The following is a 21559-nucleotide window of genomic DNA, read 5'->3' as shown; positions in this document are numbered from 1 at the left end:
GCGGATGGGGGGACGGGTCCAGAGTCGTGTCCACGAACCGCAGTCTACGAGGTGGGGGACGCGTTCCCGTCACCGTTGTGCTGCAGTACGTTTCCGATGGCGTGCCGATGCCCGCGGCGGCGCGGGCGCCGGTGCGGGGCCGGGGAGTTCAGGAGAACGCGGGGCGCTCCGGGTCCGGCGCCCGGCCCAGGTCCGCGACCCCGGCGGACGGCGACGACGCCCGCGCGAAGTGCCGGCGCGGGATGCGCCCCGCGCGCGCGGCGAGCCGGCCCGCGGTGATCGCGTGCCGCATCGCCGCCGCCATCAGCACCGGCTCCTGCGCCCGCGTCACCGCGGACGCCAGCATGACCGCGTCGCAGCCCAGCTCCATCGCCTGGGCGGCGTCGGAGGCGGTGCCGGCGCCGGCGTCGAGGATGACGGGCACCCCGGCGGCCTCGGTGATCAGCGCGAAGTTGTGCGGGTTGCGGATGCCGAGCCCGGAGCCGATGGGGGAGCCCAGGGGCATCACGGCGGCGCAGCCCGCGTCCTGAAGCTTGCGGGCGAGGACGGGGTCGTCGTTGGTGTACGGGAGCACGGTGAAGCCGTCGTCGACGAGCGTCTCGGCGGCGGCCAGCAGCTCGACGGGGTCGGGCAGCAGGGTGCGCTCGTCGGCGATGACCTCCAGCTTCACCCAGTCGGTGCCGAGCGCCTCGCGGGCCAGCCGGGCGGTGAGGACGGCCTCGCCGGCGGTGTAGCAGCCGGCGGTGTTCGGCAGCACGCGGATGCCGTGGCGGTGCAGCACGTCGAGCACGGAGCCGTGCACGCCGGGGTCGATGCGGCGCATCGCGACGGTGGTCAGCTCGGTGCCGGAGGCGAGGAGGGCGCGCTCCATGGCCTCCAGGCTGCTCGCGCCGCCGGTGCCCATGATGAGGCGGGAGGAGAAGCGGACGCCGGCGATGGTGAGGGGGTCCGCGGCCGGGTCCGTGGCGGCGGCGTCCGGGTTCGCCGCGGGGGCGGGGGCGGGTGTGGTGGCGGGGGCGGTGCGGGTCACGGTGGGTCAGCCTCCCTGGACCGCGGTCAGGATCTCGACGCGGTCGCCGTCGCCGAGGGTGGTGGTGGGCCAGCTGCCGCGCGGTACGACGTCCTCGTTGACGGCGGCGGCGACGCCGCGGGGGGCGGCGGTGACGGTCGCGACGAGGGCGTCGAGGGTGAGGCCCGCGTCGATGCGGCGGGGGGCGCCGTTGACGGTCACGGTGGCAGCGGGGGCGGTGTCGGTGTCGGGTCGGGTGGCAGCGGCGGTGGCGGTGGGCGGGGTGGTCGTGCGGGTCTGCGTGGCGTCCTCGGTCATGCGTGCCGCCCTTCGCGGTGCTGGTGCGTACGGCCGAACCGGGTGGCCGCGAACGGGCGGGCCACGTCGGGGAGTTCGCCGCCGGTGAGGACGGCGGCGAGGGCGTCGCCGGTGACCGGGGTGAGGAGCACCCCGTTGCGGTAGTGGCCGGTGGCCAGGTGCAGGCCCGGCAGGGCGGTGGGGCCCAGCAGCGGCGCGTTGTCGGGGGTGCCGGGGCGCAGCCCGGCGCCGGTCTCGACGAGCGGCAGCTCCGTCAGCCCGGGCAGCAGCTCGTGCGCGTCGCGCAGCAGCTCGTACACGCCGCCGGCCGTGACGGTGGTGTCCCAGCCCAGCTCCTCGCTGGTGGCGCCGACGACCAGCTCGCCGCTCTCCCGCGGCACCAGGTACACGCTGCTGCCGCGGACCACGGCCCGTACCGTGCGGGACAGGAACGGCGTCCCGGCGTCGGGCATCCGCAGCCGCAGGACCTGCCCCTTCACCGGCCGCACCGGCGGCCGTACCGCATCCGGCACCCCCGCCAGCCGGCCGCTGAGGCTGCCGGCGGCCAGCACCGTCTGCCCGGCGGCGATCCGCGTGCCGTCGGCCAGCTCCGCGCCCGCCGCCCGCTCGTCCGTCCCCGCTGGACCCGCTGGACCCGCTGGACCCGCTGGGCCTGATGACCCCGCAGCCCCCGGGCCGCCCGCGACGCGGAGCCGGACCGCGAGGCTGCGGTGGAAGGCGACCCCCGCCCGCTCGCAGGCGGTGACGAGCGCCGCGGTCAGCAGCCGCGGGTCTGTCTGGTGGTCGCCGTCGATGCGCAGCCCGCCGCGTACCCCGGGCGCGAGCATCGGCTCCAGCCGGCGGCACTCGCTGCCGCCGAGCCACTCCGCGGAGAGCCCCAGCCGCTGCTGGAAGGCGTGCAGCTCGCGGAGCTGGGCGCGGTCGTCCGCGTCGAGCGCGACGGACAGCGCGCCGCAGCGGCGGTAGCCGATGTCCTGGCCCGACGCCTCCGCCAGCTCGGCCGCGAACGCCGGATAGCGCTCCGCGGCGGCCAGGTTGAGCGCCAGCAGCGCCTCCTCGCCGTAGTGCAGTTCGGTGACGGCGGCGAGCATCCCGGCCGCGACCTGCGCGGCGCCGCCGCCGGGCGCGGGGTCGGCCACCGCGGTGGCCAGCCCGCGGCGGGCCGCCTGCCAGGCGGTGACCAGGCCGATGACGCCGCCGCCGACGACGAGGACGTCGTACGCGGCATCCGCCTTGCGCGGTGCGCCGGCCGGGCCCGCCGCGGGCGCCGCGGCGGGCTGCGGCGCGGCTGGTGGCGCGGGTGGTGGCGCTGCTGGTGTCGGGGGCTGGGTCGGAGGTGTGTCGCGTGGCTGCATGGGCGCGCTCGCCCCTCCCTTCGCCGGCATGACCCGGATCAGGTTCGTACGGTCGGGGGCCGCCAGCCCCCCTCTCAGCCCGGTGCAGCCGGGCTCCCGCGAGTCTTCCCGGCCACCCTAACTCCGTACGCCCGGCCGCTGTAAGGGGCCTTGCGGGCGGGCCCGGCACGAGCGGCGGCGGGCGGCCGCGGCATAAAGTGATCGGCGTGACCGACGCAGAACCGGACCCGGGCCCCGCCAGCCGCCCCCAGGACGCCGCCGCCGGCTCCGGCGGCACGGTCGTCGTCGGCGCCGGCATGGCCGGCGTGCAGACCGCCGTCGCGCTGCGCGAGCAGGGCTGCACGGGCGCCGTCACCCTCGTCGGGGCGGAGCCGCACGACCCGTACGACCGGCCGCCGCTGTCGAAGGCGGTACTGCTCGGCAAGGCGGAGGGCTCGGCCTTCGAGGTGGACTTCGCGGAGTACGGCATCGGGCTGCGGCTGGGGCTGCACGCCGACCGGCTGGACACCGCCGGGCGGGTCCTGGAGACGGACGCCGGGCCCGTTCCGTACGAGAAGCTGGTGCTGGCCACCGGCGCGGCGCCGATCCCGCTGCCCGGCGCCCCGGCCGGCACCACGCCGGGCGTGCACCTGCTGCGCACCCTTGACGACGCCGCGCGGCTGCGCGCGGTGCTCGTGCGGCGCAGCCGGATCCTGGTGGTCGGCGCGGGCTGGATCGGCGCGGAGCTGACCACCGCGGCACGCGAGCAGGGCTGCGAGGTGACGGTCGTGGAGGCCGCCGGGCACCCGCTGGCGGCGGCGCTGCCCGCGGCGGTCGCGGCGCCGATGGCCGGGTGGTACGAGGAGAGCGGTGCCCGGCTGCTGACGGGGCGCCGGGTGGAGCGCGTCGAGAGCCTCGGCGAGGACGGCCCGGTCGCGGTGGTCCTCGACGACGGTACGGAACTGAGCGCGGACGCCGTCGTCGTCGGCATCGGCGCCCGCCCCGCCACGGCGTGGCTCGCCGGCTCCGGCGTCGAGCTGGGCGGCGACGGCGCGGTGCGGGCCGACGAGCGGCTGCGTACGAACGTGCCCGGCGTCTGGGCCGTCGGCGACTGCGCCTCGTTCCCGTCCGCGCGCTACGGCGAGCGGCTGCTCATCCACCACTGGGACAACGCCCTCCAGGGCCCGACGGCGGTCGCGGCGGACATCGCCGGGGCGCCGGGCACGGCGTACGATCCGGTGCCGTACTTCTGGTCCGAGCAGTTCGGCCGCTTCGTGCAGTACGTCGGCCACCACACGGCCGGCGACGAGCTCCTCTGGCGTGGCGATCCGCAGGGGGCGTCGTGGTCGGTGTGCTGGCTGCGTGGCGGCCGGCTGATGTCGCTGCTGGCCGTCGGCCGGCCGCGGGACCTCACCCAGGGGCGGAAGCTGATCCACGCGGGCGCCGCGCTGGACCGCGAGCGGGCCGCCGACGCGGCCGTACCGCTGAAATCGGCCGCGCTGTGACGGTCCCGGCGCGTCGCGCGCCACGCCGCGACCGGCGAATCCGGGGATAGTTCGCGGCGATATGCCGCCTTTTGGCGCTGCCCTGTACCGACCGGCCGTCCGAGATGGCAGGCTGGGGGGTGTGACCGAGATTGATGCGAAGATCGATGCTCTCGTCCCCTCCTGGCTCACCCTTCCCGACGTCGCGGAGAAGCTCGACGTCGAGGTGACCCGCGTGCGGCAGCTGGTCAAGGAGGGCCAGCTGATCGCGGTGCGGCGGGGTGAGAACAACACACTGCAGGTGCCCGCCGAGTTCATCGGCGAGGGGAAGGTGATCAAGGGTCTCACCGGGACCCTGACGCTGCTCAAGGACGACGGCTTCAGCGACGCGGAGGCGCTGGAGTGGCTGTTCACCCCCGACCCCTCGCTCCCGGGGACTCCCGCGCAGGCACTGCGCGAGAACCGCGGGACGGAGGTCAAGCGCAGGGCGCAGGCGCTGGCTGTGTAACCTCGCGGGGCCGGGCGCGCACCGCGGGTCCGGCCCCGCGACCGTACGAGGGGGAGCGCCGCATGACCGCCGGAACCGCCGCCCGCGCCACCGCGGACGCCCGCGCGCGGCTCGGCGCCGCGCAGCTCTATCTGTGCACCGACGCCCGGACGCGCCAGGGCGACCTGCCCGAGTTCCTCGACGCCGTGCTGGCCGCCGGCGTGGACATCGTCCAACTGCGCGAGAAGGGCCTGGAGGCGCGCGAGGAGCTGGCGCACCTGGAGGTGTTCGCCGACGCCTGCCGCCGCCACGGCAGGCTGCTCGCGGTCAACGACCGCGCCGACGTGGCCCACGCCGCCGGCGCCGACGTGCTGCACCTGGGCCAGGGCGACCTGCCCGTGCCCGCCGCCCGCGCCATCCTCGGCGGCGCGCCCGAGGACGTGCTGATCGGGCGTTCCACCCACGCCGAGGCGGAGACCCGCGCGGCGGCCGCGGAGCCCGGCGTCGACTACTTCTGCACCGGCCCCTGCTGGCCCACCCCCACCAAGGCAGGACGGCCCGCGGCCGGCCTCGGCCTCGTCCGCTGCGCCGCGGGGCTCGGCACCGACCGCCCCTGGTTCGCCATCGGCGGAATCGACCTCGGAAACCTCGACGAGGTCCTGGCCGCCGGCGCCCGCCGCGTCGTCGTCGTCCGCGCCCTCACCGCGGCCGAGGACCCCGGAGCTGCGGCGGGTGAGTTCGTACGGCGGCTGCGCGCCGCCCGGAACGGCGACGTCCGGTAGTCGCCCGGCCGGTGCCGGGCGCCCGCTCCCGTCTCGGGGATTGAGCTGGCCGTCTTGGGTCCGGAGGTGACCGGCGGTTAACCTGCCCCGTATGGCCACTGGCATCGCTTCGACCAGGAATGATCGAGCAGTCACCGTTCGTGAACTGCTCGCGTCCGGCAAGCAGTCGTTTTCGTTCGAGTTCGCCGCCCCGAAGACCGACAAGGGGGAGCGGACCCTCTGGAACGCCGTACGGCGCATCGAGGCCGTACAGCCGACATTCGTCTCCGTGACCTACGGCGCCGGCGGCTCGTCCCGCGAGGGGACGGTCCGCGCCACCGAACGCATCGCCACCGACACCACGCTCACGCCCGTGGCGCACCTCACCGCGGTCGACCACTCCGTCGCCGAACTGCGCAATGTCATCGGCCAGTACGCGGACGCGGGCATCCGCAACATGCTCGCCGTCCGCGGCGACCCCCCGGGCGACCCGATGGGGGAGTGGGTCGCGCACCCGCAGGGGGTGACGTACGCCGCCGAACTGGTCCGGCTGATCAAGGAGTCGGGCGACTTCTGTGTCGGCGTCGCGGCCTTCCCCGAGCGGCACCCGCGGTCCACCGACTGGGACGCCGACATCCGGCACTTCGTCGACAAGTGCCGCGCGGGCGCGGACTACGCGATCACCCAGATGTTCTTCCACGTCGACGACTACCTGCGGCTGCGCGACCGGGTGGCCGCGGCCGGCTGCGCGACGCCGATCATCCCGGAGATCATGCCGGTCACCAACGCCCGGCAGATCCAGCGGTTCGCCGAGTTGAGCGGGGCCACGTTCCCGCCGGAGCTGGCGGATCGGGTTCTCGCGGTCGAGGACGACCGGGCCGCGGTACGCTCCATTGGCATCGAGTACGCCACGGACATGTGCGAGCGGTTGCTGTCCGAGGGAATCCCCGGACTGCACTTCATTACGCTGAACCACTCCACGGCAACGCTGGAGATCTACCAGAACCTCGGACTGCACCGGCGGTCCTGAGGGAAGGCACCACCAAGCGGGGGCGGAAGAGAGGCACGTGATGGGCGACTTGGCCTGGTTGGCCCTCTATGCCATGTTCGGGCTCGTCGCGCTGTGGCTGCTCTGGGAAGTGCTGATGCAGTACAAGGCCCCGCTGCGCTGGCGCGCGCTGGCCTTCGTCGGCTTCCTCTGCGTGGTGCTCGGCGTGCTCATGCCCGCGGTGGTCGTGATCGGTCTCGGCGTGGTGGTGTTCGCGCTCGGCCAGATCAAGGTCACGCTCTCCTACCGCAGCGGGTACTCCGGCGGCTGGGTGGTGAACAGGCGCGGGGAGGACGAGAACTACGGCGACGGGTACGACGCGGAGCGGTACGACGAGGCGGCGTACGACGGGCACCAGGCGCCGCCGCCCCCCGAGCGGGGGGCCGCCTATCCGGCGTACGAGCCGGAGAACGCGCCGCCCATGCCCGCGGCGCAGGAGCAGACCGCGCAGTTCTCGCCCTTCGGCGCCGAGCAGGCGTTCGCGGGCGCCGCTCCCGGGCAGCAGGCGTACGCCGAGGGCTACGACTCGTACGGCAACGGCGCGGGCTACGACTCCGGCAGCTATGCGACCACCTCCGCCTACGACTCCGGCAGCTACGCCACCACGTCCGCGTACGACACCGGCAGCCACGCCACGACCTCCGCGTACGACACCGGCAGCCATGCGACCACCTCCGGCTACGAGGCCGGGGGCTACGCCACGAACGGCGCCGGGACGAACGGCTACGGGCAGGACCAGCAGATATACCCGGACGCCGGCGGCTACGGCCCGGAGCACCAGTACGCCGGGTACGACACGGCCGCCCCCGCACCCGCCGCGTACGCGGACCCCTACGCCGGCACGGAGTACGCCTCGCCGCCCCCTCCGCCGCCGTACTACGACTCGACGCAGGGCGGCCGGCCCTCGTACGACACCGGCGGCGCCGGCTACCCGGGCTACGACCAGCAGCAGTACGCGCAGTACTCCGAGGGCTACGACACCGGCCAGCAGCCGGCGTACGGCCAGGAGGGCTACGGGACGCAGGGGGAGGGCGTCTGGATGCCGCAGCAGCGCGACGCCGACCCGCTGGGCACCGAGGACCCGTACGCCCAGCAGCAGAACTACCCGGGCTACGAGCAGCAGTACCGCTACTGACCCCCGCGCCCCCGGCGGCCGCGCCCGCGAGCCGTCAGCGGGAGCCGCGGAAGTCCGCGCCCTCCATGATCAGCCCGGCGACCAGGGCCCCCGACATCCCCGCGTGCGCCAGCCCGCCGCCCGGATGCGACCAGCCGCCGACCGCGTAGAGACCCGGCACGGCAGTGGCGTTCGGCTGCGCCAGGTACGCGCCGCCGGCGCCGGCCAGCGCGGGCCCCGGCACCGCGCCGCCCGGGGCGCCCGTCTCCGCGGCGATGTCCGCGGGCGTACGCACCTCGCGCCACAGCACCCGCTCCGCGAGCCCCGGCACCGCGCGCCCGGCCGCCGCCACCATCAGGTCCGCGAACGCCTCCGCGGCCTTCTCGCCGCCGTCCGCCCACGCCCCGGCCGGGACGACGGCGGTGAGCGTCACGGCCTCGTGCCCGTCGTCCGGGCGGAGGGCGGGGTCGTCGGGGCGCAGCACGGTGACGGTGGGGGACACGTCGGTTTCGGGCCGCCCGTCGAAGATCCAGGCCAGTTCGCCTGCGGCGTCCGGGGAGTGCACGACCGTACGGTGCACGGCGTCGCCGTCCCGGGCGCCGCGCAGCGCCAGGCACACGGTCATCCGCGCGGGCACCGCCCGCACCGCCCGCGGCGCAACGTCCGCGTACGCGCCGGGGGCCAGCTCCGCCAGCCGGGCCCGCGGCACCCCGGCGATCACCGCGTCGGCGTCCGCCCCCCCGCCGCCGGCCAGTTCGACGCCCGCCGCCCGGCCGTCCGCGCCCACCCGGACGGCGACCACCTCCGTGCCGAAGGCGAACTCGATCCGGCGCTCCAGGCAGCGCTCGTACAGCGCGTCCGCCAGCGCCCGGATGCCCCCGCGCACGTACCACCCGCCGAAGGTCTCCTGCACGTACGGCAGCATCGCCGTGCCCGCGGGCGCGTGCCGCGGGTCGAACCCGTACGCCAGCGCGTGCTGCGCGAGCAGCGCCCCCAGCACGGGGTACGCGCCCAGCTCGCCCGCACCGACGTCGGCCACCGTGGCGGGCGGGGCGGCCGGCCGCGGGCCGCGCAGGCGGCGCAGCAGTCCGCGCGCCGGGGGCGGCGGGGCGGCGGGGTAGAAGTCGGCGGCCAGCACGCCCGGGTCGGCGGGCAGCGGCTCCTCGACGAGCGGGCGGCGCGCGGCCTCCCAGACCCGGCGGCCCCGGTCGAGCAGGGCGGTCCACGCCTCGCCCGCCCCCGGTCCCGCGGCGGAGTCCAGGGCCCGTACGACGCCCGCGCGGGAGGCGTTCGGCAGGGTGGCGGCGGTGCCGTCGGGGAAGACGTGCCGCTCGGCCGGGTCCACCGGCACCAGCTCCACGCACTTCTCCAGCTTCCGCCGGCCGGTCTTGAGGAACAGGTCGCGGTAGACGGCGGGGAGATGGAGCACGCCGGGGCCGGTGTCGAAGCCGAAGCCGTCGCGCTCCAGCCGCCGTACGCCGCCGCCGTGGGTGCCGGAGCGCTCGTGGACCGTCACCCGGTGGCCCGCGAGGGCCAGCCGCGCGGAGGCGGCCATCGCGCCCATGCCCGCCCCGATTACCGCGATCTCTGCCATGGCCCGGACTTTATCCCGCGCCACTGGCGGGTCCGCGGGCGGGAGCGGAGGGGCTGGGGGTGCGTACTCAGCTCTGAGTACACGTACTCAGACACGTGCTTGAGTATCCGCACGGATAGGCCCCGACCTGCACAAACGGCAGAGTGATGGACGTGGGACGGACGCAGTGGAGGGGACCGCGGACCGCCGACACGGGGTGGCGGAACGGGGACCCGGGTCCGGCCCACGAGGGGGGAACGGGGGAAATGGGGGGAAGCTGCCCCGGTGGTGGAGCGACGGGGGATCGCTTCGCGCCGCCGGGGCAGCGCCCGTTTCCGCGGGTGGCGCGCGCCGGCCGGGGCGGCGTTCCACCCCGGGGCGGCACCTGTCGGCGCAATTGCCGCGCAGGGTGCGGTCGGGGGCATCATCGCAGGTAGCGGGGCAGTTCTGGTCGATTGTCAGTGGGGTGCGCCACGATGGGCACACACGAACGAACGACTGAAGGACTGACGCTGACAGGAGGCAAGCCATGGCAGCCGAGCCGGCTTACGCCCCACCGAGTGATGTCCACCCCGTCCTGCGCCCGGGCAGTGCGCCCAAGGCGGCGCTGGAGCTCCTCGCGCAAGCCCACGCCGGTCTGGCGGAGGCGGCGGAGATGGAGACGGCGAACGAGCGCTACTCACTTGCCCATCTCGCCGCGCTGCGCACCGCCGCGGCGGTCCTCGCGGTGCGCGGGCGCCCCGAGCCGTCGCCGCGGCGCCGGCAGCGGATCCGCAGCGCGTGGGAGGTGCTGCCGGAGGTCGCACCGGAACTCGCCGAGTGGAGCGCGATGTTCGCGGCCGGCGCCCGGCTGCGCGCCCGCGCGGAGGCGGGCATCCGGGATGCGGTCGACGCACAGGAGGCGGCCGATCTCCTGCGCGCGGCGGGGATGTTCACGCGCATAGTCGAGCGGATGCTCGTCGTCCAGCCGCTGATACGTCCCCAACCGGGCCCGGAGGTGCGCTGAGCCGGCGGCCCGCCGGTCAGGGCGCGGGGAGCGGACGCACAGCCTCTAAGCTGGGCCACGCCCGATCTTCGAGGAGCGCTCCATGCCCCGTTCGACACCGCCCGACCACCTGCCGCGCGCGTCGCTGCGCGCCGCCGTCGTCTGGGAGGCGCTGGAGGAGGCCCTGTCCCGGCACGGGGCCGCCCGCGGTGACGCCGGGGACGGCGGCGCCGCGGGGGCGGACGGCCGGGGCGAGGCGGACGCCGGGGCCGCCGGCCGGGCGCTCGACGTGCTCGACACCGGCGGCGGCACCGGCGGCTTCGCCGTGCCCGCGGCCCTGCTCGGGCACCGGGTGACGGTCGTCGACCCCAGCCCGAACGCGCTCTTCGGGCTGCAGCGCCGTGCCGCGGAGGCCGGCGTCGCCGACCGGGTGCACGGAGTGCAGGGCGACATCCACGCCCTCTTCGACGTCGCGGAGCCCGGCGCGTACGACGCCGTGCTCTGCCACGGCGTCCTGGAGTACGTGGACGACCCCGCCGCGGGCCTCGCCAACGCCGTCGCCGCGCTGCGGCCCGGCGGGCTCCTCAGCGTGCTGGCGGCGGGCCTGGGCGGCGCCGTGCTGGCCCGCGCGCTCGCCGGGCACTTCTCGTCCGCCCACCGGGCGCTGACGGGCGGGGACGGCCGCTGGGGCGAGGCGGACCCGGTGCCGCGCCGGTTCACGCCGGAGGAGCTGACCCGGCTGGTCGCCGCCGCCGGCGTGGACGTGCGGGCCGTACAGGGCGTACGCACCTTCTCCGACCTGGTGCCGGACGGTCTCGCCGAGTCCGAGCCGGGCGCGCTCGACGCGCTGCTCGAGCTGGAGCGGGCTGCGGCGGAGTCGCCGGCGTTCCAGCACGTGGCGGCGCAGCTTCATGTTCTGGGCGGCCGGAAGTGATAACCGGTCCGCGTGCGGGCAAAGGTGCAGTAGGCCACAGGCCACCCGTTCGGCCCCGGCGCGCCGTATGATCTGAGTCAGGGCCTGCTACGGCGGGCAGGCCCAGATCCGCGCCGCGGATCGGCGGTTTTGGCGCAGAGGGGCGGGTTTCACGGGGGCGGATACCTGCCTATCCTGGAGGTGCCGCGTCCCGGTCGCCCCCAAGCGACCGACGAGTAGGAGGACTCCGTGCCGCTCTCGGAGCACGAGCAGCGCATGCTCGAGCAGATGGAGCGAGCGCTGTACGCAGAAGATCCCAAGTTTGCGACAGCGCTTGAGGGAAGCAGGCTGCGCACGTATACCCGCCGTCGGGTGTACCAAGCGGTAGCCGGTTTCCTGGTGGGTATCGCGCTCCTGATGGCCGGTATGGTCGCGCAGCAGATCTGGGTCAGTGTGGTGGGCTTCCTCGTCATGCTGGGATGTGCGGTGCTCGCCGTCACCGGTTGGCGCAGGACTGCGAACCCGGGCGAACAGCAGCAGCAACAGCAGCCGGGCGATGCCGCGGCCCCTCAGGGCGGTCAGCAGCGTCGCAGGACCCGGCAGCGCCGTTCCATGATGAACAGGATCGAAGAGCGGTGGCAGCGCCGCCGTGACGAGGGGCGCTAGGCCACCAGGCCCCTCACCGCGCAGAGCTCCCCGGGCCCGGCCCGCGGGAGCTCTCAGCATGCGGTAGCCCTGGCCTCCCGCCCGGTTCCGGGCGGATGCGGCCCGGCCGCCCCTTCCCGCCGGTTTCCCGGTAGGGGCGGCTGCTCAAGACGTGCCACAGGAGGCGGGGTACGCGCGGGGATGCGGCCTCGTGCGCGCTCAGCGCGCTACGAGACTGTCCCGGCTCACAACTCTCGACCACCGGGCCCCCGTCCGCCGGGCCTTCGGCCACCACAGCAGCAGCGCGCCGCCTGCCCGCCCCACCGGGCAACGGGCGGGACGGGGTGCACCTGCCCCCCTCGCCCGTCGCCCCACAGCGGGAGGCGTTACGGCTGCCGGGACGGCCGCAGCGCCGCGCCCGCGCGCCGTACCGCGCCACGCCAGCGCCCCGTCACCGCCGCCCAGCGTGCCGACACCGCCCACAGCAGCCGTACCGACGAGCGCGGTGCCACCGCCGCACGCAGTCGCGCACCCGCGCCCGCGCCGCGGCCCAGGGCCGTCCGCACCCGCCGCACGTCTCCCGCCAGCCCGTCGACCTGCCGCGGGCGCGGCGCGTAGAGCGTCTGCTCCACCGCCCCGGCCACCCGCTGCGCCGACTGCGCCGCCGCGCCGTCCAGGGAGCCGAACCGGATGAGCCCCGCCACCGTCGCCCGCGGCGTCTGCGACTCGTCGGGTGGCAGCCCGAAGTCCCAGGCGGAATCGATCAGTTCGCGCCACGCCGCCAGCGGCCCCGCGCCGGGGCGGAGCCGCCTGCCCCGTTCCCGTACGCGCCACAGCGCGGGCAGCGACGGCAGCAGCAGAAGCAGCAGCACACCGACCGCCCCCGCCGCGATCCCCGCGGCCGGGGGTCCGCCGCCGGTCGGGCCCGCGGCGCCGCCGCCGGCCGCGTCGTCGTCCGCGCAGCCGCCCTCCCGCCGCAGCGCCGCCGGGCACTCGTCCTCCGACGCAGAAGGCGACGGGGACGGCGCCGCGGACTGGCCGCGGTCCGGCAGCTCGTTCGCGGGGTCGCCGCCGCCGCCCGGGGTGTCCTCCATCGTGTAGTCGGGCAGCGTGCCGCGCGTCGGGGTCGGCTCGAAGCGCGTCCAGCCGGCGCCCTCGAAGTACAGCTCGGGCCAGGCGTGCGCGTCCTGCAGCCCCACCGACATCGACCCGTCGCTCTGCGCCGTGCCCGGCACGAAGCCGACCGCGACCCGCGCGGGGATGCCGAGCGTCCGCGCCATCGCCGCCATCGTGAAGGAGAAGTGGACGCAGAAGCCCTGCTTGTCCTCGAGGAACTTGAGGATCGCCTCCGGGTCGGAGGCGTCGAGGTCGGTCTCCGTGTCGTAGACGAAGTTGGTGGTGAAGTAGTCCTGCAGCGCGAGTGCCCGCTCGTAGTTGTTGGCCGAGCCCCGGGTGATCTCCTGCGCCTGCTCCCGGACTTCGTCCGGCAGCGAGTCGGGCACCTGCGTGTACTCCTCGCTCAGCGCCGGGTCGGGCGGGGGCGCGGTCGCCAGCTGGCGCGCGGTGGGCGCCATGATCAGGCTCGTGACCTGGTAGTCGACGCCGCCCGTGGTGGTGCCGCCGTCGCCGACGACGGACCGGCCCTCCGGCTCGAAGCGCCAGTCGTCGCCGATGCGCACCTGGTACGCGGGGTAGGGCATCGGCAGCCACTGCTGCCGGAAGTCCTCGTCGGCCCGGATGTCCAGCGTGATGGGCGCGGACCTGATCTGGCTGTTGGAGTAGCCCTGCGGGGTGGGCAGCGGGTCCGGGATGTCCTCGATGCTGCGGCGCGACGGCTGCCAGGAGGTGCCGTCGAACCGGTCGAGGGCGACGAAGCGCATGTACAGCGCCTGGTTCTGCGCGCCGTCCTCGGCCCGGTAGCGGAAGACCTCGCGGTTCTCCGGCTGGTTCAGGCTCTGCTGGAGCCGCACCACGGGGTTGATCGCCGTGACCGTACCGCCGCCGGGGCCCTGGCCGGGCCCGGTGGTCTTGCCGTCCAGCAGCCCGCCGTCCAGCGACGGCAGCGCCGCGGGTACGACGAGCGCGAAGCCCAGCGCCACGGCGCCGATCCGCCGGCCCGTACGCACCGGGGCCATCGGCCGCCCGCCGTCCGCTTCGGCCGCGCCGGGAGCGCCCACCGACCGGCCGCCGCCGAACATCCGGCCCCACTGCGCCAGCCGGTCCCGCCCCTCGGCGAGCAGCAGCAGCAGGTATCCGGCGCCCGCGAGCAGGAACGTCAGCCAGCTCCCGCCCTGGTTGAGCCCGGCGGCGACGGAGTACAGCGCGAGCAGCGGCAGCCCGGCGGGGGCGGCGCTGCGGAACGTCACCGCCACCGCGTCCACCAGCAGCGCCACCCCGGCGATGCCGGAGAGCAGCATCAGCTCTATGCCGTCGGTGACCGGCGCGGGGATGGAGTAGCGCGAGACGTCGTCGCTGCCCTCCTGGAAGAGCTGCCGGAACTCCTCTATCGCCGCGGGGTTGGGGATGATCCCGCCCGCCGCCTGGTCACCGGCGAACATCATCGTCAGCAGCACCACCGTGACCGCGGTCTGCGCGAGCACGGTCAGCGGGCGCGCCAGCGGGATGCGGCGGGCGGCCATGCCGACGCCGCCGATCACGGCGACGACGAAGACCGCCTTGAAGAACCAGGTCATCCTGTCGGTCAGCGGCAGCAGCGCCGTGGCGGCCAGCAGGGATGCCGCCGCCGCGCAGACCGCGAGCCGGGCCCGTCCGCTCATCTCAGCCCTCGCCTCCGCGTGCCGCCGCGGCGAGCTGCCCGGCCTGGTTGCCGGCCTCCCGCCACAGGTCGCCCATCGTCATCCCGGGCCGTACGGACAGCACCGTCCAGCCCGCCTCGCGGAGCTGCCGCACCCGCTCGGCGCCCTCCGCGCCGCCGCCCGGGCCCGCGCCGTACGCGCCGCCGGCCGCGCCGGGCCGCGCCTCCCAGGCCGCGCTGTCCGCCACGAACGCCACTCCCGCCGCCGTCCGCTGCCGCATCCGCGCGGCGAGCGCGGCCTGCTCCTCGTCCAGGTCGCCGAAGAACGCCACGAGCAGCCCCTCGTGCCCGCCGCGCAGCACGTCGTACGCGGCCGAGACCGTGTCCCGCTCGGAGTGGTCGATGACCGCGAGGGTGTCCAGGAGCACCCCCGCCGCGTCGGCCGACTCGCCGCCGCGGGAGTTCAGCGCCCCGTCGACGCCGGCCCCCAGCTCGCCGCCGTCGGTCAGCAGCCGCACCGTGTAGCCGCGCTCCAGCATGTGCAGCGCGACGGAGGCGGCGCCGGAGACGGCCCACTCGAAGGGCGAGTCGGGGCCGGAGCCGGTGTACGCGTCGCGCCGGGTGTCCAGCAGCACCGTGCAGCCCGCGCGCTGCGGCTGCTCCTCGCGGCGGACCATCAGCTCGCCGTACTTCGCGGTGGAGCGCCAGTGCACCCGCCGCAGGTCGTCGCCGTGCCGGTAGCCGCGCGGGATGACGTCGTCCTCGCCGGCCAGCGCGAGGGTGCGGTGCCGCCCGTCGCCGTAGCCGGTGGCCTCGCCGGCCAACCGCACCGGGGCCAGAGCCTCGGTGCGCGGCACGACGGTCAGCGTGTCGTACGCGCTGAAGGAGCGGGTCATCTCGCACATGCCGAACGGGTCCGAGAGCCGCAGCTGCAACGGGCCCAGCGGGTAGCGCCCGCGCAGGTCGGAGCGGACCCGGTAGGTCACCTCGCGCTTGCCGCCCGGCTCCACCCGGTCCAGCACGAAGCGGGGCCGGGGGCCCAGCACGTACGGCAGCCGGTCCTGGAGCATCAGCAGTCCGGTCGGCAGCCGGGAGACGTTCTCCAGCCGCAGGTGCACCCGGGCCTCCGAGCCCGCGGGCACCCGGGCGGGCGACAGCTTGCGGCTGCCGCCGACGCGGTAGCGCGTGCGGTGCAGCACGGCCGCGCACACCAGCGGCAGCGCGGCCAGCAGCAGCCCCACCCGCAGCAGGTCGGGCTGGCCCAGTATGTAGCTGCACGCACCGGCCGCGAGCCCGGCGGCCAGGAACGAGCGGCCGCGCGTGGTGGTGCCGGCCAGGGCCGTACGCATCCCGCCCGCCTGGGCGTCCTGGCCCGCGGGCGGCGCGGCGGGGGCGGGCGGGGGCTGGCCGGACATCAGAACCGCCGGCCGTCCGGGCTGTGCGCGCCGCCGCCGTACGCGGGCGGCATCTGCGGCGGCCGCTGCATGTCGGCGGCGGGCACCGGCACCTGCTGGAGGATCTCGGCGACGATCTGCTCGGCCGTCCGCCGGTTGAGCTGGGCCTGGGCCGTGGGCAGCAGCCGGTGCGCGAGCACGTGCACGGCCAGCGCCTGCACGTCGTCGGGCAGCGTGAACTCCCGCCCGGCCAGCGCCGCGGCGGCCTTCGCCGCCCGCAGCAGGTGCAGCGTGGCCCGCGGCGAGGCGCCGAGCCGCAGCTCCTGGTGCTGCCGGGTGGCGGTGACCAGGTCGACCGCGTAGCGCCGGACGGAGTCCGCGACGTGCACCGTGCGCACCGCGTCGATCAGCTTGACGATGTCGTGGGCGTGCGCGACCGGCTGCAGGTCGCCCAGCGGGGAGACCCCGCCGTGCACGTCCAGCATCTCCAGCTCCGCCTCCGGGCTGGGGTAGCCGATGGACAGCCGGGCCATGAAGCGGTCGCGCTGGGCCTCGGGCAGCGGGTACGTGCCCTCCATCTCGATGGGGTTCTGGGTGGCGACCACCATGAACGGGCTGGGCAGCTCGTACGTCTGCGTGTCGATGGTGACCTGCCGCTCCTCCATCGACTCCAGCAGCGCCGACTGGGTCTTGGGGGAGGCCCGGTTGATCTCGTCGCCGATGACGATCTGGGCGAAGATCGCGCCGGGCTTGAACTCGAAGTCCCGGCTCTGCTGGTCGTAGACGCTCACGCCGGTGATGTCGGAGGGCAGCAGGTCGGGTGTGAACTGGATGCGGCGCACCGAGCAGTCGATCGACTTCGCCAGCGCCTTGGCGAGCATGGTCTTCCCGACGCCCGGCACGTCCTCGATCAAGAGGTGGCCCTCGGCGAGCAGGACGGTCAGCGACAGCCTGACCGCCTCGGGCTTGCCCTCGATCACGCTCTCCACCGACCGCCGGACATCGTCCGCGGTTCGTGTCAGATCGCTGAGGCTCGCTCGCTCGTCATACGTCGTCACCGGCCCTCCTCGGCCCGTCGCACGGGCCGTGCGCCCGCGGTCGCGGTCCGGCCCTCCCCGATACCGTGGTGCCCCGCGCGCGCCGGCGCGGCCGGCGCGGAACGGAGCCACCACACCCGCATTCTTGCTGCCGAATGCCGGTTTCGTCAGTCGCCCGCCGTGATTTGCTCCGCGGACACCTCGCGGAGCAGTCCCGTGCGGACGTCGAACACGAAGCCTCGCACGTCGTCGGTGTGCAGGAGGAACGGGGAGGTCTCCACCCGGCGGATGGACTGGCGCACGTCCTGGTCCAGGTCGCGGAACGACTCGACCGACCAGGCCGGCCGCTGCCCGACCTCGGCCTCCAGCTCGAAGCGGAACTCCTCGGTGATCCGCAGCAGGCCGCAGTCCGTGTGGTGGATCAGCACCACGCTGCGGGTGCCCAGGGCACGCTGGCTGATGGTCAGCGAGCGGATGGTGTCGTCGGTGACCACGCCGCCGGCGTTGCGGATCGTGTGGCAGTCGCCCAGCTCCAGGCCGAGCGCGGCGTGCAGGTCCAGGCGGGCGTCCATGCACGCGACCACCGCCACCCGCAGCACGGGTTTGGCGTCCATGCCGGGGTCGGCGAAGCCGCCGGCGTATCCGCGGTTGGCGGACACGAGCTTGTCGGTGACGGTGGGGGTGGCGACGGGGCTCTTGCGGGACGTCGAGCTCTCAGCAGGCGTCATGCCTACGACGGTATCCGGGCCGGGGCCCCGCTGCCGGGTCCGCGTGAGGTAGCCCACAGGGAGCAATACGCGCGGCACCGGCCCGCCGGCGGGGCGGGGCGCGCCTTCGGTCCTTGACCGACCGGGGGGTGCAGTGGGCTAAAGTGACGCGAAGTGGGAGCCGTGGCGCCCCCTTTCATGCGGTTCGCCCGTCGCACGCGCGGCCGGCGGCCCGCTCCGGGCCCGGCCGGCGCCGCCGCGCAGGGCGGCAGCGGCCGCTCCCCTTCGGCCAACGGGTGGGACAGGAGGCGGCACCGTGAACGACGCACGCGCCGCTGTCCACGTTCCCGTCATGCTCCGCCGCACCACCGAACTGCTGGCGCCCGCGCTCTCCCAGCCGGGCGCCGTGGCCGTCGACTGCACGCTGGGCCTCGGCGGCCACAGCGAGGCCCTGCTCGCCGCCCACCCCGGGCTGCGGCTCGTCGCGCTGGACCGCGACCCCGCCGCCCTGGAGCTGGCGGGGCGGCGGCTGGCCCCGTACACCGGGCGGGTGACGCTGGCGCACGCGGTCTACGACGAGCTTCCCGACGTGCTCGGGAGACTCGGCGTCGGCCCGGTGCAGGGCGTCCTCTTCGACCTGGGCGTGTCGTCCATGCAGCTCGACGAGGCCGAGCGCGGCTTCGCGTACGCGCAGGACGCGCCGCTGGACATGCGGATGGACCAGACCCGGGGCGTGGGCGCGGCCGAGGTGCTGAACACGTACCCGCCGGGCGAGTTGGTGCGCATCCTGCGCGCGTACGGTGAGGAGAAGCAGGCGCGGCGCATCGTCGAGGCCGTGGTCCGCGAGCGGCAGAAGGAGCCGTTCGCGCGCAGCGCGCGGCTGGTCGACGTGATCCGCGAGGCGCTGCCGCAGGCCGCGAAGCGCACCGGGGGCAACCCCGCGAAGCGCACGTTCCAGGCGCTGCGCATCGAGGTCAACGGCGAGCTGGCGGTCCTGGAACGGGCCGTGCCCGCGGCCGTCGCGGCGCTGGCCGTCGGCGGGCGGATCGCCGTGCTCGCGTACCAGTCGCTGGAGGACCGGCTCGTCAAGCGGGTGCTCGCCGCGGGCGCCGCGAGCACCGCGCCGCCCGGGCTGCCCGTGGTCCCGGAGCACCACCAGCCGCGGCTGCGGCTCCTCACCCGCGGCGCGGAGCTGCCGGCGGAGGAGGAGATCGCGGAGAACCGCAGGGCCGCCCCCGCGCGGCTGCGGGCGGCGGAGCGGATCCGGGAGGACGTGTGAGCCGGAGCGGAGCGGGTGCGCCGTGAGGCGGCCGAGGATCGCGTTCCCGCGCGAGGGCGGCGCCCGGCTGCTGGGCGGCAGCTCGGCGGCGCGCACGCCGTTCGTCCTGCTCGTGGTGGTGCTGCTGGGCGCGGGCCTGCTCGCGCTGCTGCTGCTCAACGCGGCCGTCAACCAGGGCTCGTTCCGCGTCGGCAACCTGAAGAAGGAGACGACGCGGCTGACGGACGAGGAGCAGCGGCTGCGCCAGGACGTGGAGGAGCAGTCGGCGCCGGACGCGCTGGAGGAGCGGGCCAGGGAGCTGGGCATGGTCCCGGGCGGGCCGCCGGTCTTCCTCTCGCCGGAGGGCGGCGTACGCGGCGAGCCCTGGACGGCGACAGGCCCTCCGCCGCCGGCGCCGAGCCCGGCGGACGCGGCGGAGCCGTCGCGGGACGATCGGGACGCGGACGCGAAGGCACGGGCAGCCGAGAAAGCGGAGGAAGCCGAGAAGGCCGAGGCGGCGGGGGCCGGCGGAGGCGGGCGGGCGGAGGAGCCCGCGGCGGAGCCGCCGGCGTCCCCCGCACCCGGGACCTCCGCCTCTCCCTCGGCCGCCGCCCCGCCGCCCGCCACCGAGGAGGCACCGTGACGACCCGCGGCTCCGGCAGTTCCTCCGGCGACGGCCGCGACGGCCGCGACGGCCGCGACGGCCGCGACCGCGCCCCGAGCCGCCGCGTGCCGCGCCCCGCGAGCGGCGGGGGCGGCGGCGGTGCCGACCGGCCCCGGCCCCGTACCCGGGCGTCCTCCTCCGGCCCCCGCCGGCCCGCCGCGGGCGGCCCGCGGATCCGGCTCGCCTCGCCCCGCCCCCGGCTGCGCCTCGTCAGCGTCGGCCTGACCCTCCTCCTGCTCGCCTTCACCGCCCGGCTGCTCCAGGTGCAGGCCGTGGACGCCGCCGAGTACGCGGAGAAGGCCCAGGTCAACCGGTACGTGCCGATGACGCTCAGCGCCGAGCGCGGCGTCATCACCGACCGCAACGGCGTCGAGCTGGCCACCACGGTCGACGCGTACGACATCACCGCCGACCCGTACCTCTTCACGCCAGAGCAGGCCGACGTCAAAGACGCGCCCCGGCGGGCCGCCGAGGCGCTGGCCCCCGTGCTGAAGGCGGACGCAGCGGACCTCGAGGCCAAGCTCGCCACCCCCGACTCGCGCTACGTCAAGCTCGCGTCGATGCAGACGCCGCAGGTCTGGGACGAGATCAAGAAGCTCAAGTCCGAGTCCGCCGACCGCGAGGCGGCGGGCGGCAAGCGGAACGTGCTCGGCGGGGTGTTCGCGGAGGAGCGGAACAAGCGCGTCTACCCTAACGGCGACCTGGCCGCCGGGATACTGGGCTTCGTCAACGCCGAGGGCGACGGCGGCGGGGGCGTCGAGCGGCAGCACGACAAGCTGCTCGCCGGCAAGGACGGCAAGCTCGTCTACGCCCAGTCCGCCGGCCGCCGCATCCCCACCGCGGACGCCGAGGAGAACCCCGCCGAGCCCGGCTCCGACGTCGAGCTGACCATCGACCGCGACATCCAGTGGGCGGCGCAGACCGCCCTGGAGAAGCAGGTCGACGCCTCCGAGGCGGACCGCGGCTACGTCATCGTGCAGGACACCCGCACCGGCGAGATCCTGGCCATGGCCAACGCCCCCGGCTTCGACCCCAACGACCTGTCCGGCGCCACCCGGGGCACCCTCGGCAACCCGGCCCTGGAGGACGCGTACGAGCCCGGCAGCGTCAACAAGGTCATCTCCATGGCCGCCGTGCTGGAGGAGGAGGCCGCCACCCCGGAGACCCGGGTGACCGTGCCGAACGTGCTGCCCCGCGGCGGCCACGCCTTCCACGACGACGTCGAGCACCCGACCTGGTACCTGACGCTCAACGGCGTGCTCGCCAAGTCCAGCAACATCGGCACGATCCTCGCCGTCGAGCAGCTGGGGGAGAACCAGAAGCAGGCCAACAAGGTCCTCCACTCCTACCTCAGCGACTTCGGCCTCGGCCGGCGCAGCGGCCTCGGCGTCGCGGGCGAGACCCCCGGCCTGCTGAAGCCCCCGGCCGAGTGGGACGCGGCGCAGCAGTACACGATCCCGTTCGGGCAGGGCCTGTCCGTGAACGCCATGCAGGCCGCCTCCGTGTACTCGACCGTCGCCAACGGCGGCGTACGCATCGAGCCCACCCTCGTCCGCGGCAGCCGCGGCCCCGACGGCCGCTTCGACCCGGCGCCCGAGCCGGAGGAGGACCGCGTCGTCAGCGGGAAGACGGCCAGGACCCTCTCCCGGATGCTGGAGTCCGTCGTCGACGACGACCAGGGCACCGGCGTGAAGGCCCGCATCCCGGGCTACCGCGCCGCCGGCAAGACCGGCACCTCCAACAGGGTGGACCCGCAGACGGGCCGCTACAGCGGCTACACCGCCTCGTTCGCGGGCTTCGCCCCCGCGGACGCGCCGCGCGTGACCGTGTACTGCGCGATCCAGAACCCCACCGAGGGCAGCTACTTCGGCGGCCAGATCTGCGGCCCCGTGTACAAGAAGGTCATGGAGTTCGCGCTCAAGACCCTCCAGGTGCCGCCCACCGGGGTCAAGCCGCCGCCGATGCCGGTCACTTTCGGCGCCGGCACCGACGGCACGGGCGGGGACGGCGGCGAGGGTACGGACGCCGGCGGCGTGGCCGACGGCGGATAAGCACTGAAAGATCGGACCTGCG

General features: G+C 75.6%; 19 protein-coding genes and 1 riboswitch. Of the genes, 11 read left to right on the top strand and 8 right to left on the bottom strand.

The features are described from left to right. Nucleotides 1–148 precede the first annotated feature (148 nt). The 3 genes from LG396_RS34000 to thiO all read right to left on the bottom strand — a co-directional run bounded on the left by LG396_RS34000 (nt 149) and on the right by thiO (nt 2682). A complete protein-coding gene (locus tag LG396_RS34000; protein WP_225797693.1) occupies nt 149–1030 on the bottom strand; it encodes a thiazole synthase in 882 nt (293 codons plus the stop codon). A 6-nt stretch (nt 1031–1036) separates the two neighbouring features. Then, on the bottom strand, nt 1037–1231 hold the full coding sequence (gene thiS / locus LG396_RS33995; protein WP_026276393.1) for a sulfur carrier protein ThiS: 195 nt from the start codon (nt 1229–1231) through the stop codon (nt 1037–1039). A 92-nt stretch (nt 1232–1323) separates the two neighbouring features. Then, nucleotides 1324–2682 (bottom strand): glycine oxidase ThiO, encoded by a 1359-nt coding sequence (gene thiO / locus LG396_RS33990; RefSeq protein WP_225797692.1) that lies wholly within the window; start codon nt 2680–2682, stop codon nt 1324–1326. Further along, nucleotides 2681–2792, bottom strand: a riboswitch (TPP riboswitch). Its footprint overlaps the gene before it by 2 nt. 87 nt (nt 2793–2879) lie before the next feature. On the opposite strand from thiO, the gene LG396_RS33985 reads away from it, so the two are divergent. The 5 genes from LG396_RS33985 (at nt 2880) to LG396_RS33965 (ending at nt 7576) form a co-directional block, all read left to right on the top strand. Beyond that, nucleotides 2880–4166 carry an NAD(P)/FAD-dependent oxidoreductase gene (locus LG396_RS33985; protein ID WP_225797691.1) on the top strand — a complete coding sequence of 429 codons (1287 nt, stop codon included), beginning with the start codon at nt 2880–2882 and terminating at the stop codon, nt 4164–4166. 121 nt (nt 4167–4287) lie between these two features. After that, nucleotides 4288–4653, top strand: a complete 366-nt coding sequence (locus LG396_RS33980; protein ID WP_018837688.1) for an Rv2175c family DNA-binding protein — start codon at nt 4288–4290, stop codon at nt 4651–4653. A gap of 62 nt (nt 4654–4715) precedes the next feature. Continuing rightward, on the top strand, nt 4716–5414 hold the full coding sequence (gene thiE, locus LG396_RS33975) for a thiamine phosphate synthase (RefSeq protein ID WP_037750047.1): 699 nt from the start codon (nt 4716–4718) through the stop codon (nt 5412–5414). 91 nt (nt 5415–5505) lie between these two features. Then, nucleotides 5506–6423: a methylenetetrahydrofolate reductase [NAD(P)H] gene (metF, locus tag LG396_RS33970; RefSeq protein WP_225797690.1), complete on the top strand. Its 918-nt coding sequence runs from the start codon at nt 5506–5508 to the stop codon at nt 6421–6423. A gap of 40 nt (nt 6424–6463) precedes the next feature. Beyond that, nucleotides 6464–7576, top strand: a complete 1113-nt coding sequence (locus LG396_RS33965; RefSeq protein WP_225797689.1) for a hypothetical protein — start codon at nt 6464–6466, stop codon at nt 7574–7576. 34 nt (nt 7577–7610) lie between these two features. Here the strand turns inward: LG396_RS33965 and LG396_RS33960 are convergent, their stop codons facing one another. Beyond that, nucleotides 7611–9149 carry a phytoene desaturase family protein gene (locus LG396_RS33960; protein WP_225797688.1) on the bottom strand — a complete coding sequence of 513 codons (1539 nt, stop codon included), beginning with the start codon at nt 9147–9149 and terminating at the stop codon, nt 7611–7613. A 508-nt stretch (nt 9150–9657) separates the two neighbouring features. On the opposite strand from LG396_RS33960, the gene LG396_RS33955 reads away from it, so the two are divergent. The 3 genes from LG396_RS33955 to LG396_RS33945 all read left to right on the top strand — a co-directional run bounded on the left by LG396_RS33955 (nt 9658) and on the right by LG396_RS33945 (nt 11692). After that, nucleotides 9658–10134: an SAV_6107 family HEPN domain-containing protein gene (locus tag LG396_RS33955; RefSeq protein WP_037738256.1), complete on the top strand. Its 477-nt coding sequence runs from the start codon at nt 9658–9660 to the stop codon at nt 10132–10134. Nucleotides 10135–10216: 82 nt separating this feature from the next. Beyond that, a complete protein-coding gene (locus LG396_RS33950; protein ID WP_018837694.1) occupies nt 10217–11047 on the top strand; it encodes a methyltransferase in 831 nt (276 codons plus the stop codon). Between the two features lie 228 nt (nt 11048–11275). Beyond that, nucleotides 11276–11692, top strand: coding sequence for an SCO2097 family morphological protein (locus tag LG396_RS33945; protein ID WP_018837695.1), 417 nt, complete (start codon nt 11276–11278; stop codon nt 11690–11692). A 365-nt stretch (nt 11693–12057) separates the two neighbouring features. Here the strand turns inward: LG396_RS33945 and LG396_RS33940 are convergent, their stop codons facing one another. The 4 genes from LG396_RS33940 to LG396_RS33925 form a co-directional block, all read right to left on the bottom strand. Continuing rightward, nucleotides 12058–14448: a transglutaminase TgpA family protein gene (locus tag LG396_RS33940; protein WP_037750041.1), complete on the bottom strand. Its 2391-nt coding sequence runs from the start codon at nt 14446–14448 to the stop codon at nt 12058–12060. A gap of 1 nt (nt 14449) precedes the next feature. Beyond that, on the bottom strand, nt 14450–15841 hold the full coding sequence (locus LG396_RS33935; protein WP_145901575.1) for a DUF58 domain-containing protein: 1392 nt from the start codon (nt 15839–15841) through the stop codon (nt 14450–14452). Then, nucleotides 15841–16878 (bottom strand): AAA family ATPase, encoded by a 1038-nt coding sequence (locus LG396_RS33930; protein ID WP_026276394.1) that lies wholly within the window; start codon nt 16876–16878, stop codon nt 15841–15843. The genes LG396_RS33935 and LG396_RS33930 overlap by 1 nt, the downstream gene beginning before the upstream one ends. Before the next feature lie 146 nt (nt 16879–17024). Beyond that, nucleotides 17025–17585, bottom strand: a complete 561-nt coding sequence (locus tag LG396_RS33925) for a beta-class carbonic anhydrase (RefSeq protein WP_018844115.1) — start codon at nt 17583–17585, stop codon at nt 17025–17027. Between the two features lie 295 nt (nt 17586–17880). Between LG396_RS33925 and rsmH the strand changes: the two genes are divergently transcribed. Genes rsmH through LG396_RS33910 form a run of 3 tightly spaced genes read left to right on the top strand, consistent with a single transcriptional unit; the run spans nt 17881 to nt 21537 of the window. Further along, entirely contained in the window at nt 17881–18843 is a 963-nt protein-coding gene (gene rsmH, locus LG396_RS33920; protein WP_372483624.1) for a 16S rRNA (cytosine(1402)-N(4))-methyltransferase RsmH, read from the top strand. Between the two features lie 22 nt (nt 18844–18865). Next, the gene (ftsL, locus tag LG396_RS33915) at nt 18866–19465 is read left to right on the top strand and encodes a cell division protein FtsL (protein WP_225797687.1); all 600 of its coding nucleotides are present in this window, start codon (nt 18866–18868) and stop codon (nt 19463–19465) included. Further along, nucleotides 19462–21537 (top strand): peptidoglycan D,D-transpeptidase FtsI family protein, encoded by a 2076-nt coding sequence (locus tag LG396_RS33910; protein ID WP_225797686.1) that lies wholly within the window; start codon nt 19462–19464, stop codon nt 21535–21537. The genes ftsL and LG396_RS33910 overlap by 4 nt, the downstream gene beginning before the upstream one ends. Nucleotides 21538–21559 lie beyond the last annotated feature (22 nt).

Source organism: Streptomyces aculeolatus (assembly GCF_020400605.1).
GTDB classification, from domain to species: domain Bacteria; phylum Actinomycetota; class Actinomycetes; order Streptomycetales; family Streptomycetaceae; genus Streptomyces; species Streptomyces aculeolatus.
The sequence above is the reverse complement of the archived record's forward strand: the minus strand, read 5'-3'. Positions and strand labels throughout refer to the sequence as shown.

Excerpts from the sequence above, each read along its gene's own strand:
- LG396_RS33935 (WP_145901575.1), bottom strand. The coding sequence starts at position 15,841 with ATGTCCGGCCAGCCCCCGCCCGCCCCCGCCGCGCCGCCCGCGGGCCAG.
- metF (WP_225797690.1), top strand. The coding sequence starts at position 5,506 with ATGGCCACTGGCATCGCTTCGACCAGGAATGATCGAGCAGTCACCGTT.
- LG396_RS33950 (WP_018837694.1), top strand. The coding sequence starts at position 10,217 with ATGCCCCGTTCGACACCGCCCGACCACCTGCCGCGCGCGTCGCTGCGC.
- thiO (WP_225797692.1), bottom strand. The coding sequence starts at position 2,682 with ATGCAGCCACGCGACACACCTCCGACCCAGCCCCCGACACCAGCAGCG.
- LG396_RS33960 (WP_225797688.1), bottom strand. The coding sequence starts at position 9,149 with ATGGCAGAGATCGCGGTAATCGGGGCGGGCATGGGCGCGATGGCCGCC.
- LG396_RS33925 (WP_018844115.1), bottom strand. The coding sequence starts at position 17,585 with ATGACGCCTGCTGAGAGCTCGACGTCCCGCAAGAGCCCCGTCGCCACC.
- LG396_RS33965 (WP_225797689.1), top strand. The coding sequence starts at position 6,464 with ATGGGCGACTTGGCCTGGTTGGCCCTCTATGCCATGTTCGGGCTCGTC.
- LG396_RS33955 (WP_037738256.1), top strand. The coding sequence starts at position 9,658 with ATGGCAGCCGAGCCGGCTTACGCCCCACCGAGTGATGTCCACCCCGTC.
- LG396_RS33940 (WP_037750041.1), bottom strand. The coding sequence starts at position 14,448 with ATGAGCGGACGGGCCCGGCTCGCGGTCTGCGCGGCGGCGGCATCCCTG.
- thiE (WP_037750047.1), top strand. The coding sequence starts at position 4,716 with ATGACCGCCGGAACCGCCGCCCGCGCCACCGCGGACGCCCGCGCGCGG.